Origin of the sequence: Alteromonas sp. PRIM-21 (assembly GCF_027563165.1) — a bacterium.
Classification (GTDB): Bacteria; Pseudomonadota; Gammaproteobacteria; order Enterobacterales; family Alteromonadaceae; genus Alteromonas; species Alteromonas macleodii_A.
On the sequence record NZ_JADOEK010000005.1, the window covers coordinates 39,206 to 55,094 of the forward strand.

The 15,889-nt window shown below is 44.6% G+C and carries 14 protein-coding genes; 3 read left to right on the plus strand and 11 right to left on the minus strand.

The window, feature by feature from the left end; all coding sequences use genetic code 11:
* Positions 1–25: 25 nt before the first annotated feature.
* Positions 26–2,551, plus strand: a complete 2,526-nt coding sequence (locus IW644_RS09200) for a PilZ domain-containing protein (RefSeq protein ID WP_269917346.1) — start codon at positions 26–28, stop codon at positions 2,549–2,551.
* A 208-nt stretch (positions 2,552–2,759) separates the two neighbouring features.
* On the opposite strand, the gene serB is transcribed toward IW644_RS09200, so the two are convergent.
* Positions 2,760–3,743, minus strand: a complete 984-nt coding sequence (gene serB, locus IW644_RS09205; protein WP_269917347.1) for a phosphoserine phosphatase SerB — start codon at positions 3,741–3,743, stop codon at positions 2,760–2,762.
* 252 nt (positions 3,744–3,995) lie between these two features.
* Between serB and IW644_RS09210 the strand changes: the two genes are divergently transcribed.
* A complete protein-coding gene (locus IW644_RS09210; protein ID WP_269917348.1) occupies positions 3,996–4,577 on the plus strand; it encodes a hypothetical protein in 582 nt (193 codons plus the stop codon).
* A gap of 37 nt (positions 4,578–4,614) precedes the next feature.
* Here the strand turns inward: IW644_RS09210 and IW644_RS09215 are convergent, their stop codons facing one another.
* The 10 genes from IW644_RS09215 to rpoE form a co-directional block, all read right to left on the minus strand.
* Complete coding sequence (locus IW644_RS09215) at positions 4,615–5,442, minus strand: TatD family hydrolase (RefSeq protein ID WP_269917349.1); 828 nt, start codon at positions 5,440–5,442, stop codon at positions 4,615–4,617.
* 101 nt (positions 5,443–5,543) lie between these two features.
* Positions 5,544–6,182: a pyridoxamine 5'-phosphate oxidase gene (gene pdxH, locus IW644_RS09220; protein ID WP_269917350.1), complete on the minus strand. Its 639-nt coding sequence runs from the start codon at positions 6,180–6,182 to the stop codon at positions 5,544–5,546.
* Between the two features lie 169 nt (positions 6,183–6,351).
* The gene (era, locus tag IW644_RS09225) at positions 6,352–7,263 is read right to left on the minus strand and encodes a GTPase Era (protein WP_269917495.1); all 912 of its coding nucleotides are present in this window, start codon (positions 7,261–7,263) and stop codon (positions 6,352–6,354) included.
* A 19-nt stretch (positions 7,264–7,282) separates the two neighbouring features.
* Positions 7,283–7,969 (minus strand): ribonuclease III, encoded by a 687-nt coding sequence (gene rnc / locus IW644_RS09230; protein WP_269917351.1) that lies wholly within the window; start codon positions 7,967–7,969, stop codon positions 7,283–7,285.
* Positions 7,969–8,871, minus strand: coding sequence for a signal peptidase I (lepB, locus tag IW644_RS09235; RefSeq protein ID WP_269917352.1), 903 nt, complete (start codon positions 8,869–8,871; stop codon positions 7,969–7,971). Before lepB ends, rnc begins: the two co-directional genes overlap by 1 nt.
* Positions 8,871–10,667 (minus strand): translation elongation factor 4, encoded by a 1,797-nt coding sequence (gene lepA / locus IW644_RS09240; protein WP_269917353.1) that lies wholly within the window; start codon positions 10,665–10,667, stop codon positions 8,871–8,873. The genes lepB and lepA overlap by 1 nt, the downstream gene beginning before the upstream one ends.
* Before the next feature lie 292 nt (positions 10,668–10,959).
* Positions 10,960–11,409, minus strand: coding sequence for a SoxR reducing system RseC family protein (locus tag IW644_RS09245; RefSeq protein ID WP_179984002.1), 450 nt, complete (start codon positions 11,407–11,409; stop codon positions 10,960–10,962).
* 45 nt (positions 11,410–11,454) lie between these two features.
* Positions 11,455–12,624: a MucB/RseB C-terminal domain-containing protein gene (locus IW644_RS09250; protein WP_269917354.1), complete on the minus strand. Its 1,170-nt coding sequence runs from the start codon at positions 12,622–12,624 to the stop codon at positions 11,455–11,457.
* 124 nt (positions 12,625–12,748) lie between these two features.
* Positions 12,749–13,327 (minus strand): sigma-E factor negative regulatory protein, encoded by a 579-nt coding sequence (locus tag IW644_RS09255; protein ID WP_179984004.1) that lies wholly within the window; start codon positions 13,325–13,327, stop codon positions 12,749–12,751.
* A gap of 99 nt (positions 13,328–13,426) precedes the next feature.
* Positions 13,427–14,005: an RNA polymerase sigma factor RpoE gene (gene rpoE, locus IW644_RS09260; protein ID WP_012518957.1), complete on the minus strand. Its 579-nt coding sequence runs from the start codon at positions 14,003–14,005 to the stop codon at positions 13,427–13,429.
* Positions 14,006–14,202: 197 nt separating this feature from the next.
* On the opposite strand from rpoE, the gene nadB reads away from it, so the two are divergent.
* The gene (gene nadB, locus IW644_RS09265; RefSeq protein WP_269917355.1) at positions 14,203–15,888 is read left to right on the plus strand and encodes an L-aspartate oxidase; all 1,686 of its coding nucleotides are present in this window, start codon (positions 14,203–14,205) and stop codon (positions 15,886–15,888) included.
* The last annotated feature ends 1 nt before the right edge of the window (position 15,889 follow it).

Consider the following 15,889-nt stretch of genomic DNA (forward strand, 5'->3'; position numbering starts at 1 on the left):
TACTTAACAACAAAGTTGCGCATTCATGAGTCAAGATTTAAAGCAATATGCTGATATTATTGAACAGCTAAAGCCCATGGTTAATGAGCCTGAATTTAACCAAGTATTGCTTCAAACTGCTTCTGACGTACCTAAAGAAAAGCGCTTTCTTATTAAAATGGAAGTGAAGCGTTTAGCTAAACCTTGTATGCGTACTATAGATTTGCGCGGTCATGTAGATGGCAAATGCAAGAAATATGTCCACGAAGGACGTAGCCACTACATGGACGACGTGGCTGTTGATAAGTTTGAAGAACAACTGCGCGTATTCGGCCGCTACACCTACGGTGTATATGAAGCCGTTCAAAACACTGAAAACAACTTTCGGTTAATGCGTGAAAAAGAACTCGCACAAGAAAGAGCTGATAAAGAAAACCCAGAACTTAAAAAGCGTTCAGCCGTTTTAGAACAGTTCAAAGTTCCTACAGTAAACCTCCTCGATTACAGGCAGCGCAATACAGAGCGCATGAACTTCGCGGTTGCCGTAGAAATATTTAACTCTGAGAATCGCTCAGTGCGAGGCTTAAGCGTAGATATTTCTCTTGAAGGCCTTCAGATAAAATTGTCTAAAGACGCCTTTTTCAAAAAAGGCGAAACGCTATTTATTTACTTCAGAGGGCTAGAAAACGAGTTTGCCATGGATAAAAAAAATGGCATTGCTTACAAACTAGTAAAAATCATTACGAAAAATGATGTTAACTATTTAGCCTTACAGCGCGATAAGAGTCATCCAAGCCCAGCATTCGATAAGTTTCTAGAAAGCTTTATCCACGGCAATAAACGCCGCTATAAAGTGAATATGACGAACACCATCGAAGCGATAACCAGTAAAACCTGTGAACAATATTTTTCACCTCGTAGCCCTACGCTTCCTGTTTTTATCGATGTCGTCAACGAAACTTTAGTGCCTCGCTATGCGATGGTAAATGAAGTAAACCGAGAAACGGTACAGTATTGGCAAGACGAAGAAGAAAACTGTCGTTTGAATTTCTTGCTATCGCAAGAAAGACTCACTCGGTTACTAAACAAATCTGATGAAGTTCGTGAAATATTTGTCTTCAGCTTTACCCATTTGCACACAGATAAAGTTTATTTTTATTCAGCCTCTTATGAAGAGTTACTGCAGAAAGAGGTCTTATACCGTGTATTTTTGGGTTTTGGCTCAAGAAAAGCGAGTTGGCGAGTGTTTAAAATAACTCTAACAGACATGGACCCAGAGCAAGCGCATATTCCGCTTTCTATCCCAGACTCTGTTGGCAATAAAGTAAAAAAGCTTAATACACCGCCTTCGGCTCGCTTGATGTCAAAGCTTAAAAACCTGCGTTATCTCGCTCATGTTACAGACGTGACCTCAGTAACAGGGCAAGAGACGTACAACGAACTTAAGTTTAATCGCGACAACCTTGCGCATTTAAGGGTTTTCGGCCACCCAAGGAATCGTGCAGCATCTAACATTCATATTGTACGCTTTAAGTACGAAGAGCAGCGCATTGAAAGCCGTTACCAGCTAAGAACGCAAATTGAAGCGAGGTTTAATGGCGAATCGACGGTTCATCGAGGGATCAGCGAAGACATCTCAGTTCACGGATTAGGCCTTCGAGTAGAGCTGGCAAAAGATTATAAAGGTAGTTTGGAAGGAAGAGTAGAAGTTGCCTTTCCTCGGCTTCAGGAAATAGCGAACAACTTTGACGTAATGCACCTTCAGTATGAAATTATTTATCATAATGTCGAGAAGAATATCCTTCACCTGAAGACAGCTACTGGCGAAGAGGGCAAAAGCGCTCGCAACTTTTTTGAAGAATTAATCAAAAAGAACAAGGCCAATCTTAAAGTCGATAACGATGAAGAAGAAGTAGAGGGCATGGGGCAAGCGCTGCGTTGTATAAATGCAAGAAACGCGACCTCCTTATCTTTCCTGATGAGTAAAGAAGGTGTTCGCTATACTCCGCAGGCGTGTATCGTTGGAAAACAAGACGAACGCATCACTACCCTTACCACGCAATACGCAGAGCGCGGTAAAGTAAATTTGGAATTTTTGTTTAGAGATAGAAAGCAAGATTCTCCTTTCGTACAAAGTGGTATCAAAGCAGTTAAGCTTGAAAACATGCCCTTACGACAAGAGCTATTCATATCTTTCGATGCGTCTCAAAAAGAGCCGCGAATGGCGATCATCCCCCGTTATTCACATAAGTTTGAAAGCAATGAACAACGCCGTGCATTTATCAGAGAAGCCATGGTGCGTGGTCAGTTTGTCGCTATACACGTTATGCTAACCACAACTGGCAAGCCTGACTTAACCATGCTCCAAACAGAAATTAACTACGTCACCATGTACGCCATGCACAGAGCTCGTGAGTTAGAAAAGAAAATGTGGAGTATTGCTGCCTGTTCCCACCTTGTCGATGTCACGGACGAGGTGCTCATAAGATACGGCTTTACTATGCAAGACATTACGGCGAATAAAACGCTAAAAAGTGCAGTACAACCTAGAGCCATGGTTAACAACGCGTAAGTAAGAGACAGTATTTTAACGTACCTATTCAGGCCTGCGCTTAGAAAAAACTAAGCTCAGGCCCCTTATTTATGCGCCAATTGTTTTAATAACTGGCGCCTCTATACAAGTACGTACAGATAATTGTGCATTCCGAAGGCGCTAGCAAGTTTCCTAGCAAAGCGAGGGAATGCTGGAATGGCTGTTCCCTTTTAAATTCCTCTAGCGTCTATTTATCTAAGAAATAAAGAAGACTGTGCAGACTACCAACGCGTACGGCTACATCCGCTTTCTCATTCACTAAAGGTTTGCCGTGACACGCAACGCCCAAGGCTGATTCAGCCATCATCACCAAGTCGTTCGCCCCATCGCCCATAGCGACGGTTTGGCTCGATGGTATTTGCCACTTTTCAGACAGCGCTTTTAACGTGCGCGCTTTTACATCAGCATTAATAATTTCGCCTTCCACTTTCCCTGTTAAGTGCCCGTCTTTTACCGAAAGCGTGTTTGATATCGCATAGTCCAGTCCCAGCCTTGCTTTTAAATGGTCAGCAAAGAAAGTAAAGCCACCTGATGCAATAGCGAGTTTCCAGTTATTCGCTTTTAAATGTTTAAGCAGTGTCTGAATACCAGGCATAATAGGAATGCTGTCACGAATTTGATTAAGGTGGTCAATGGGTACCCCCTCTAAACACGCTACCCTATGCTTTAAGCTATCGTTAAAGGCAATTTCTCCGCGCATTGCTCTTGCGGTCACTTCGGCAACCTGTTCACCAACACCAGCCAGTTTTGCTATTTCATCAATACATTCTATGGCAATAACGGTGCTGTCCATATCCATAACCAGAAGACCAGGTTCAGACAAAGACGGTCGCGAGGTCTGCAGTCCAACATCAAGGTTGTAAGCATCACTGACATCACCAAGTAAAGACTTTATTTGCTCAGGCTTTGCGTTAATTACCTGCCCTCTTATTTCGATAGCATCATCTCCCATTTGCTGATGCAAATGATGAAACGCAGCACTTACTGGCGAAAATACGTTTTTGAGTTTATCTAATACGCCTTTTAATAAATACGGGGTTATAGCCTGCCCGATTACAGTTAGCGTATGCGAATACGCTTTTGTATTGTGTTCTCTGCTGACAATGTTTGCCAGATATGAAGCTAGATGACTATCGTCATTGTTGATTTCGATGGTGAATATGTCTTTCATAACGCACACAGAATCTGTGGTGATTGGCAAATGATGCTCTAATGCTAACCAATTAGGCTAACTAATAAAATATCCCCTTTAAAATTATTTAGATTTCACCTACTGTTAGGCAACTCATAGCAATTATGGAATTACGTTTTGTTAAACGTGCTGAGCAAAGCCCCTTCACAATCAAAAAGCAATTCGCACTCACTTTATACGGCGTTGAAAAGACTATTTCATACGCTGATTGTAAGTACGGTGTTTGCGCTGGTGATTGTATTGATACTTTTGCTGCAGCAGTACCAAAGTGACTGGCTAACGGTTCAAACTCGTTTTTCTGGGGAGAGCATCGCAAGGCAGTACGCTAAACTACTTCGCCCCGCATTTGAAGCTGATCAAGCAGCCAATCAAGGAACCGAAGTAGGAGCTGACTCGACGCTATCGAGTACCCTTGCCCAACGAAACTACATTGAAAGTGTTGCTACTATTTTGGTTAACGAGCCTCATATTCTTGCTTTATCAGTGTTTGATAAAGACGGAAGGTACATTGCGCCTTTACCTCAAATAGATAGCGTTGTGTCAATGAGCCAGTCCCAAGGCGTGACGCCGCTTACCTATGTAGGCGTGATCACCGACAACAATGATAATGTCTTAGGCTATGTGAACATTCATATGGATACGCAGACGATATTAGAAAGTCCCCTTGCCCTGCGTTATCAACTTACCTTTATTGCGTGTATTTTAGTGTTTTTGGCTTTAATGTTAGGCATTTACCTGACGCGGGCGTTTTATAAGTCTCGCCCTTGGTTTATACAAGCCATCGAATCTATGAGAAAGAACAAAGATACGTAAGCAGGTATCCACGATACTTTTACACGAGATCGCAATTCTAAGCTGTTTTAAACAAGCGTAAATAGTTTTGTGTTGTAATAGATATTGTTTGTTCAGGCGATATAGCGAAAAGCTCGTGTATAACGTCAACAACATCAGATAGATACTGTGGTTCATTGGGCGCACCCTGCCTGCCGTACATGGGCATATCAGGGGCATCAGTCTCTAGTAGTATCTTATCGAAATTGTTTTCTAGCAAATACCTAAGGGTGTCTCGCGTCTTTCCTGCTCTTTCATAGGTTATGGTACCACCTATTCCTAAGTAAAAGCCTCGCTCAATATAGGCTTTAGCCGCCTCCACACTGCCAGAAAAAGCATGCACTACCCCAACACCTTGATACTTAGCTTGCTTGAAAGCTTCAAGTAGCAAATGATGACTTTTTCGGTGATGCAGAATAACAGGGAGCGCTTTTGTATCTGCGAGTTTCAAATGGGCATGTAGCACTTTCTTTTGAAGCGTTAATGGCACATTGATGTGCCCATCAATACCGGTTTCGCCCACCGCTTTTACCGAAGGGTGTAAAGTGGCAGCAGCAGCTTCAAGCTGCTCAAGATTTTCATCAATTGCCTGCTCAGGTAAGTCAGTGGTCGAAGCTGTATTAGCTTGGTTGCTATCGGTCAAAAAATAGGGATGAAGACCTAGCGCGGTATCGATAGGCAGAATGCTGCAGTATTGCTCACTAAGCGCTTGAAGCGCTTCCCAAGACCGTGGGTTAATACTTGGTGCCATTATGCGAGTAAGCCCAGCAGCCTTGGCACTTTCCAGCGAAGTATGAAGGTCTACTTTTGATGCAAGCAAGTCGAGGTGGCAATGACTATCAATCATGGCGTTGCTCCTTTCTCGCTTTACGCTCAATCAAATGCTAAGTACTTAAAATGTCTAGCGGCTGCATAAGACTCGCTACCCTATGCAGTCAATATGCGCTTTTATGGCATTAAGCGCTGTGTTGCCCATGCACCATCTTCGGTTTTGTTATACTCAAAACGGTCGTGAAGTCTATCTTCTCCGCCCTGCCAAAATTCAATTTGATGAGGTACAATGCGAAAGCCTCCCCAAAAGTCCGGTACAGGAAGTTCTTTGTTCGCAAACTTATCTTTTAGCTGCTTGAATTGGGTAAGCAAAAGCTCTCTACTGCCAATTGGCTTACTTTGTTTAGACGCATAGGCTGCCAACTGACTGTCTTTAGGGCGAGAGAAAAAATAGGCTGCATTTTCAGAAACAGAAAGCTTTTCAACGCTGCCACAGACGCGAATTTGGCGCTCCATAAAGAACCATGGGAAGTGACAGGATACTTTTGGGTTAACCGAAAGTTCTTGCGCTTTTCGACTGCCGAGATTTGTGAAAAATACAAAGCCTTCTTCACTGACATCTTTTAACAGAACAATACGTTGAGAAGGTTGCCCATTAGCGTCAACGGTAGCAACCGTCATCGCTGTAGGATCTGGGATACCAGCTTCAATGGCGTCTTTCAGCCATTTATCGAACAAATCAAATGGGCTTGAAGTAATATCAGTCTCGCTCAAACTGCCTTTCGAGTACTGTCTGCGCATATCTGAAATTGCCATATACCGCTCCTGAAAAGAGATTACTATACGTGCCAGTGCTTATTGTAGGTGCTTGTGCATACCTTTACGCGAACGCTTCTGACTTCATGTTCACCAAAAGCACTTTAGAATGAAGCGCTAATTAGCATTAGAACAAGGCTCAACGTACTAATGCTAACAACGATGTAGGCTAAAAGTTGCTGTCGTCACCGTAGCCTAGTGAACGCAAAGCGCGCTCATCGTCTGCCCAGCCTTGTTTCACTTTAACCCAAAGTTCCAAAAATACTTTATTGTCGAACAAGTTTTCCATATCTTTACGCGCTTGCTCACCAATGGTTTTCAAATGCTTACCGCCTTTACCAATGATCATGCGTTTTTGCGTTTCTCGCTCAACCAAAATTAAGCCACTAATACGATAAACACCATTGTCTGCCATTTTGAACTGCTCAATTTCTACCGTAGTAGAGTAAGGCAACTCATCGCCAGTAAAGCGCATCAGCTTTTCACGGATGATTTCAGCAGCCATAAAGCGGCTTGAACGGTCAGTGATATAATCTTCTGGGAAGAAAAATTCACTCTTAGGTAAAGACTTAGCCACTAAGTCTCTAATATCGTCTACCATTTTGCCCTGTTTAGCGCTGATAGGGATCATGTGCTCAAACGGGTGTTTCTCACCAAGCTTTTGTAGGTGAACCATAAAGTTTTCTTTATCTTCCACCTTATCCATTTTGTTTACGATAAGGTAGCAAGGAAGGTTTGCCTGCTTAACTTTACTTAACACCATTTCATCTTCAGCATTAAAGCGATCGCCTTCCACGACAAACAGCACAAGGCCAACTTCAGCTAATGAGCTAGACGCGGCGCGGTTCATGTAGCGATTAATCGCGCGTTTTTCGTCTTGGTGAAGCCCTGGTGTATCAACGTAAATCGCTTGATAGTCGCCGTCAGTATCTATACCTAGAATACGGTGACGCGTGGTCTGAGGCTTACGTGAGGTAATACTTACCTTTTGACCTAGTAAACGGTTAAGTAGCGTCGACTTGCCCACGTTAGGGCGCCCGACTATGGCAACTAGGCCGCAGCGAGTTTGAATATCTGGCATTTCTGGCAAATTCGACTCATCATGCGTTGTCATCAAGCTTCTCCAATGTTAAACGAGCAGCTTCTTGTTCTGCTTTACGACGGCTATTGCCAGACGCCACTACTGCTTTTGGTAGGCTTTCTACCTTGCAGCTCACTTCGAATGTTTGGGCATGGTCTTTACCGGAAATAGACAGCACCTCGTACGTTGGCAGTGCCTGCTTGCGACCTTGCAGAAATTCCTGAAGACGTGTTTTACTATCTTTAGGGTGGGCATTAGGGTCGAGCTTGTTTATGCGAGTCTCCCACAAACGGTCGATAACGCCACGGACCTCGTCCATACCTGAGTCAAGATAGATAGCACCTAAGATAGCTTCAACTGCGTCAGCCAAAATCGAGCTTCTGCGATGACCGCCACTTTTAAGCTCACCTGGCCCCAAGTTGAGTAATTCGCCCACGCTGGCTTCTTTAGCAAGCTCAGCCAACGTCTCGCCTTTAACCAATGTAGAGCGCATCCGGGTAAGCTTGCCTTCAGGTACTGTTGGAAAACGCTTAAACAGTGTTTCTCCCACAATCATGCCTAAAATAGCGTCGCCCAGAAACTCTAAGCGCTCATTGTGCTGTTTAGCTGCACTGCGGTGAGTGAGCGCTTGTTCCAATAACGCCTCATTGGTAAACGTGTAGCCTATCGCCTTGTAAAGACGACGATATTTATCAATTCCCTGCATTAATGAATGCCACCTGCACGCTCAAACCGAATACCTGTTGGAACCCACGTAGGAAGAAAGTCAGAAGGGCTACGCTCGAACTCAAAAGAAATCCAAATTGCTACGGCTTTTCCAACCAAGTTTGCATCCGGGACAAAACCCCAAAAACGACTATCGCGGCTATTATCGCGATTATCGCCCAATACGAAATACTGACCTTCTGGCACTATCCACTCGTTACTGCGGGTTCCCGGCTGGGTATAGAAGTTAACCGGTGAAATTTCACGAACGGGGTGGCGTAGGATATCATGCTCTACTGTGCCGAGATCTTCGGTATAGCGCATAAGTTGCGCCATGTCTTGCACAAACTCACCGCGCTCTTGGAACGTTAATGGCACTGCTTTTAATTTTGGACAATTGCTACCAGATTCGCACTTAGGTTTGATGTAAACCTGCTTATTTTGATAAACCACGGTATCGCCCGGTAAACCAATTACGCGCTTGATGTAATCTATTGACGGTTCTTCAGGGTATTTGAAAACCACCACATCACCGCGTTCTGGCACACGCGTTTCAATTAACTTACTTCTGAAAACAGGGTCTTTTACGCCGTACGCAAACTTCTCAACTAAAATGAAGTCACCCACCAATAACGTGGGCATCATTGAACCTGATGGAATCTGGAACGGCTCATATAAAAACGAGCGCAATACCAAAACGAATGCAATAACAGGAAATATCTGTTGTGAGGTGTCAACCAGGTACGGCAGCTGAGGGTCTTCTCCATAGCCCGCCCCTTCTGCAGTCGCTGCAGCCTGTAAACGCGCTTTTCGCTTCGGAGCAAACACCAGGCTATCCACTAGCCAGACTAGTCCTGTTATTAAGGTGAGTGCCACCAAAATTAAGGAGAAATAATTTGCCATTATTTGCCCACCTTAAGTACTGCAAGGAACGCATCTTGTGGCAATTCAACATTACCCACTTGCTTCATTCGCTTTTTACCTTCTTTTTGCTTTTGAAGTAGCTTCTTCTTACGGCTTACGTCACCGCCGTAACATTTCGCGATTACGTTTTTGCGCAGCTGCTTCACCGTACTTCTTGCAACAATATGGTTACCGATAGCCGCCTGAATAGCGATATCGAACATCTGGCGTGGGATAAGCTCGCGAAGTTTCTCTACCAGTTCACGACCGCGACCTTGTGAATTATCTCTATGAGTGATGACTGCAAGTGCATCTACACGCTCACCATTAATCAGAATATCTACGCGTACCATATCTGAGCTTTGGAAACGCTTAAAGTTGTAGTCAAGAGACGCAAATCCACGGCTGGTAGATTTCAAACGGTCAAAGAAATCAAGCACCACTTCGGCCATCGGCAGCTCGTAAGTTACTGCTACTTGCTTGCCGTGGTATGTCATGTTGGTTTGCATACCACGCTTTTCAACGCAAAGCGTAATTACGTTACCTAAGTATTCTTGAGGAACAAGAATGTTAGCTTCAACCATAGGCTCACGAATTTCTGCTATATCATTTACCGGCGGCAGTTTAGCTGGGCTATCTACGGTAAGCGTCTCGCCCTTCGTCGTTTCTACTTCATAAATTACTGTAGGTGCTGTGGTTATAAGACCAAGGTCATATTCACGCTCTAAACGCTCTTGGATAATTTCCATGTGCAGCATGCCAAGGAAACCAATTCTAAAACCAAAGCCAAGCGCTGCTGAGCTTTCTGGCTCATAGAATAGTGAAGCGTCGTTCAGGCTTAGTTTAGCGAGGGCATCGCGGAAGTCTTCGTAGTCATCTGAGCTTATTGGGAAAATACCGGCATAAACCTGAGGTTTAACCTTTTTAAAGCCTGGCAGCATAGCTTCAGCTGGCTCACGAGCCAAGGTAATGGTATCACCTACTGGTGCGCCTTGAATGTCTTTAATACCAGCAATGATAAAACCTACTTCACCGGCTTTTAACGTACCTGTGTCTAATGGTTTCGGCGTAAACACACCAATTTTATCTACTTGGTGAGTTTGTCCGTTAGACATTATCTGGATTTTGTCTTTCTTGCTAAGCTGACCTTCAACGATTCGTACTAATGAAACAACGCCTTGGTAGTTGTCGAACCACGAATCGATGATCAGTGCTTTAAGTGGCGCTTCGCGGTCACCTTCTGGTGGTGGAATTTTATTTACGATGACTTCAAGTACGTCTTCAATACCAATACCTGTTTTCGCTGAGCAGCGCACAGCGTCAAGTGCATCAATACCGACAATGTCTTCAATTTCTTCTGCAACACGGTCTGGTTCAGCCTGCGGCAAGTCGATTTTATTCAACACTGGCACCACTTCCATATCCATCTCGATAGCGGTGTAGCAGTTTGCTAGCGTCTGTGCTTCAACGCCCTGGCCGGCATCAACAACAAGTAGTGCACCTTCACAAGCTGCCAATGAACGAGACACCTCGTAAGTGAAGTCAACGTGTCCTGGCGTATCAATGAAGTTTAGCTGATAGGTTTCACCATCGCGCGCTTCATAGTTCAGTGTCACGCTTTGCGCTTTAATGGTAATACCGCGCTCTTTTTCCAGATCCATTGAGTCGAGAACCTGCTCGGCCATTTCGCGATCGGTTAGCCCTCCACAGTGCTGGATTAGACGGTCTGATAGCGTAGACTTACCGTGGTCAATGTGGGCGATAATACTGAAGTTACGAATGTGCGATTGTTGCATAATGCTGGAAATTACCTGCAGAAAAATTCATTAAACAAAATATGCTGCTTGCCTTGAGTTCAGGCTTATACGCAGCGCGAGCGGATTTTACCCATTTCTGGCACGAAAAGCGAATTGGCATGGCGGAAATTTTAATACACATAGAACGCAAAGCGCATAAAAGTGGCAACTTGGCGTGACTTTGCTCTCTTGCCCAGAAGTTTAAAACACGTGAAGCTCTGCTAATTTGGGCTTCTACAGATTAAATGAACAAGTCAAAAAGACAAAACCTACTTATAAGCAGGCACTTCACTCAATTCAGGCCTTGCTGGCCTAATAAAACAGGTTGATATTTCGTGCGCTCAACTCGATGTAACTTATAAGCAATGAGCTTATATGTTATGAAAGTAACCAAAGCACTTGGTCCTAGAGCCCACAATTCATGACTAAAACCTGTTGAGCTAAGCAGTGATATAAAAACTGAATACGCGCCAATAAAAGCAATAAGCGGTAGCAAATATAAGAAAGCCGAAGCGCTTAAAATACCCGCTTCGGGTATACCCACAGTCACCTGCTGACCGACTTGAACAGGCATAGGCGTGCGTAAGGTCAATTGCTGGGTTTTAGGTGCAATTGCACGGGAGATGACACCGGTGCCACAATCACTTTGGGCCTGGCATGCATTACAGGTGGATTTAATGGCCGCTTCAACTGTTACCGTATCACCATCTACGGCAACTACAGTGGCGGTTTCTTTAATCATATTTGCTCTTTTTACCGTGTTTTAGTGCTGCTTAACCTTAGCTCTCTATCGCCCTTTATTAGCAACAGGTCGTAAAGACGTAGCAATAGCATTAGCAGTCTGCAGTGGAATTTCCCCCACTACCGTCACTTGGGCCTTCCCGTCGGTTAGCGTTAAAAAGGTGCTAACTTCGTTTCGTAACGCAAGGGTTTCGCCGAGCGCATCTTCGGCTGGCTGAACATAAACAGATACGTCCACTAGGCCGTCTGAAAAGAGTTTATATTCTACGACCTGCCCTGTTAATGCTAAGCGTCTTGTATCTTGCTTTATTTCTCGCATGCCCGCTGGCAAATATGTGACATCCCACTTATGTGCTCGACTTGGGGTATTACTCAAAGCCATAGGCGCTGGTAAAGATGCTGAGTTTATTCGCGAAAAGTATTCCGCAGGTTCAGGCGATATGGCAAAAGCGGTGACTTGAATTTGCTCTAACAACGCCCCTTGCAAATCAAGCATATTCAGCTTCAGCAACATGCCAGAGGACTCATCGAGCCACAGTTGATAGCCGAACCGTGTGTTATCTCGGCTAACTATACGAATTTGCTGTGCCGAACGTCCTGCTACTCGCGCTCGACCCACGGCGACAAACTCATAGGCTGAACTGAGTTGTTCTGGGTGGTAAAGCAGTGCACTAGGGATCGGACCATTTATATGCTTTGACCGTAAGCTGTAAGGTTGAACGTCTGGTTCAAATACGCTCACTACATCATTAACGCGAATAAGCTCGCGACCGGGCCCATTTTGAAGGTTTAATTGCTCTAGTTCAGAACCATCTTCCATTATCCCATGACGCCACAGGTAAGGAACCGTTTCCTTTCCTGCGACAGTTTGCACAAAAGACACTTGAAAATTGGCGTTGGTGATAATGTTTTGTAGTTCGGCCAGCCACTGATTCGCTGACTGAAGCTGTGGCGTACGTGAAGTAGACGTGTTTTCCTCATTACGACTTTCTTCAGCTTGTATTTGAAAGCCATCTCCCTTTCCAGCACCTTCCTCTTTTGGAGCGTTTGTGTCATTACCAGCGTTATCTTCTGATTTAGCATCAATATCGCTATTCGCTTGAAATTTTGCACCAGAAGAAATCGCCACTTCGCTGGGTGCCGTTGCATGAGAAAACGTGGGATTGATAGCCCCGCCCGAAATGAAAAAAAGTGCAAGGATAGAACTACAGCGCATTATTCCCGCCTTAAAACAAACATACCAGCAGTATATGCTGGTATGGTTAAAATATGAAATGCATCTTGACCGCACTTAAGTGCAAAGACACATTTCAACTCATTTTTAATAGCTCAACGATAATCTATGGGCGCTCTGGTCCGCTTGTCTCGCTTTCACTTTCTTCTTGCGCTTGCTTGAGTTTTATTTGCTGTTCGTGGTCAGCAATCAGCGCATTTATTTTGCGCTTTTTCTCAAGCATTTCATTCATATCGTTACGCGGTAAAGTTCGGGTCTGCTCCAAACTTACTGGAGACAATCCGCCTTGAGGCGCAATTGTTGGCGCTGTCATAAATGGCTCGGTCGGCGCTTCTTGATTGGTGTATTGAACACCAAAAATAACTGCCACCGCCACAGACGCTGCCACTGCAAACTGACCTGACTGCTTCGCAAAAGGAACGACACTGCCAATTAATGGAATTGACTGCCAACGCGAGCGTTTAGGTGCGACTATCGCCGGTTCATTTTCAAGCGCAGCTGCTACGCTTGCTGTGATATCCAACTGAGGGGCTACGCTTGCCTCTTTTCGCATTGCACCGCGATACACGTGGTAACGTTGCCATTTGGCTTGAAGCGCTTCATCTTGCTTAATAGCGTCGATGATTTCATTGCCTTCTATCTCACCATCCATGAATGCGGACAATTTTTCTTGCTGTTGCGTCATATATTCATTTCCAGATCAAAGTGATCATTAACTACCCTAACACAGCTGTTAGTCATCGTGGAAAAAAGAAAGTTCATCTTTTTTTGATTTTATTTCTTTTTAATTTTCTAACAACGGTTGAATAACTTTATCAATTGCCTCACGAGCCCTAAAAATACGGGACCTTACCGTACCAACAGGACAAGACATTACGTTGGCAATTTCTTCATAGCTCAACCCTTCAATTTCACGTAGTGTAATTGCCATACGCAAATCGTCTGGTAGCTTTTCAACCACCTTGAAGAGGGTTTCTTCGATTTCCTCAGATAGCAGGCTTCGCTCAGGGGTGGATTGCTCTTTTAAAGCATCACTTCCTTCGTAAAAATCCGCTTCATCGGCATCTACATCGCTTGCAGGTGGTTTGCGACCTTGAGATACAAGATAGTTCTTGGCACTGTTCACCGCAATGCGATAAAGCCAAGTATAAAATGCACTGTCGCCACGAAAATTAGGTAAGGCGCGGTATGCTTTGATAAACGCTTCTTGCGTTACATCAGCTACGTCACCGGTATTTTTCACATAGCGAGAAACGAGATGCATTACCTTGTGTTGATAACGAGTTACCAACAAGTTGAACGCATTTTTATCGCCACGCTGTACTTTTTCGACCAGTTGTTGGTCGGTTATCTGCTCGCTCATTCGAGCCATTACTCCCTACTTCAACTACACAATAGCTCTAACAAGCATGTGTATAGACGCGCTCTTTTTACAAAAGTTCTGTAAAAGCATTAAATTTTTTAAAAAATGCTTAGGTCAGCAGGCAAGAATGATTGTGTTTTGCTATTCATCCTTTAGACTTGCCGGACCTTTGCTCGTTTGAATTGATATAAAAATACATGAAATCTGCATCGTCTTCACTAACTTCCACTTCAAATGCAATAGAACACCGTTGTGATGTATTGATTATTGGTAGTGGCGCGGCGGGATTAAGCTTGGCGCTTAAACTCGCCGACCATTGCCAGGTTATTGTACTAAGTAAAAGTGATCGCAATGAAGGCTCTACCCGCTATGCACAAGGTGGTATAGCTGCCGTATTCGATGAACAAGACTCCATAGATGCTCACGTAACAGATACGTTAGCAGCAGGCGCAGGGCTTTGTGAAGAGCCTGCCGTGAGGTTTACTGCGGAGCGAGCAAAGGCATGCCTTGAATGGCTTATCGGCTACGGCGTACCCTTTGATACAGAAAAAAGCGAATCTGGCGAGGAACGCTTTCACCTTACCCGCGAAGGTGGGCACAGCCATCGCCGTATTCTTCATGCCGCTGACGCCACAGGTGAAGCACTTCAGATTACACTAAATGACGCGGTATCGACACATCCGAATATCCACGTTTTCGAGCGCTACAATGCTATTGACCTTATTCCTTCAAAAGAAGAGAAAAAAAGTGTTGTAGGTGCCTACGTGTGGAATAGACAGCAAGAACATGTGGAAGTGATACGCGCGCCTTTCGTAGCGTTGGCCACTGGCGGTGGCAGCAAAGTCTATCAATATACATCTAACCCTGATGTATCAAGCGGTGACGGAATTGCTATGGCATGGCGCGCAGGCTGCCGTGTAGCGAATATGGAGTTTAACCAATTCCACCCTACCTGTTTATTCCACCCGCAGGCACGTAATTTCTTAATTACTGAAGCACTACGCGGTGAAGGAGCAAACCTCTGCCACGCTGATGGCACCCGCTTTATGCACAAATTTGACGAACGAGGCGATTTGGCGCCTCGTGACGTAGTAGCCCGGGCTATTGACTATGAAATGAAGCGTTTAGGTGCTGACTGTATGTATTTAGATATTAGTCACAAGCCTGCTGATTTTATCGTTAAGCACTTCCCTAATATTTATCGCAAGTGCCGCTCTCTTGGTATAGATATTACCCGCGAGCCTATTCCAGTAGTACCGGCTGCGCATTATAGCTGTGGCGGGGTAATGACCGACTTTAATGCTAAGACCGATTTAAATAATGTCTACGCAATTGGCGAAGTTGCCTACACAGGTCTACACGGCGCTAACCGTATGGCTTCTAATTCCCTACTTGAATGCGTGGTGTTCGCCAGCGCCGCTGCTGACGATATAATTAAAAACCTTCACAGCGCAGAATGTGAAGAGGCTATAGCGCCGTGGGATGAAAGCCAGGTATCAAACTCAGATGAAGAAGTTATCATTCAACATAACTGGCACGAACTTAGACTATTTATGTGGGACTACGTAGGTATTGTACGCACTGACAAGCGCCTTGAACGGGCCATGCGCCGTATCAAACTGTTAGAGCAAGAAATTACTGAGTATTACTCACATTTCAGAGTAAGTAATAACCTGCTAGAACTTCGAAACCTCGTTACGGTTGCAGAGCTCATTGTGCGGTGCGCGATGGAACGAAAAGAAAGTAGAGGGCTACATTTCAACTTGGACCACCCTGAACAATTGGACAATCCAGCCCCCACAATTCTTACACCAAGAAAGCAATTGTCGGGTTCTGACGTAGGTTTATTAATTACCCAAGACAGCTTTTCTGGCGCTGGCTAAC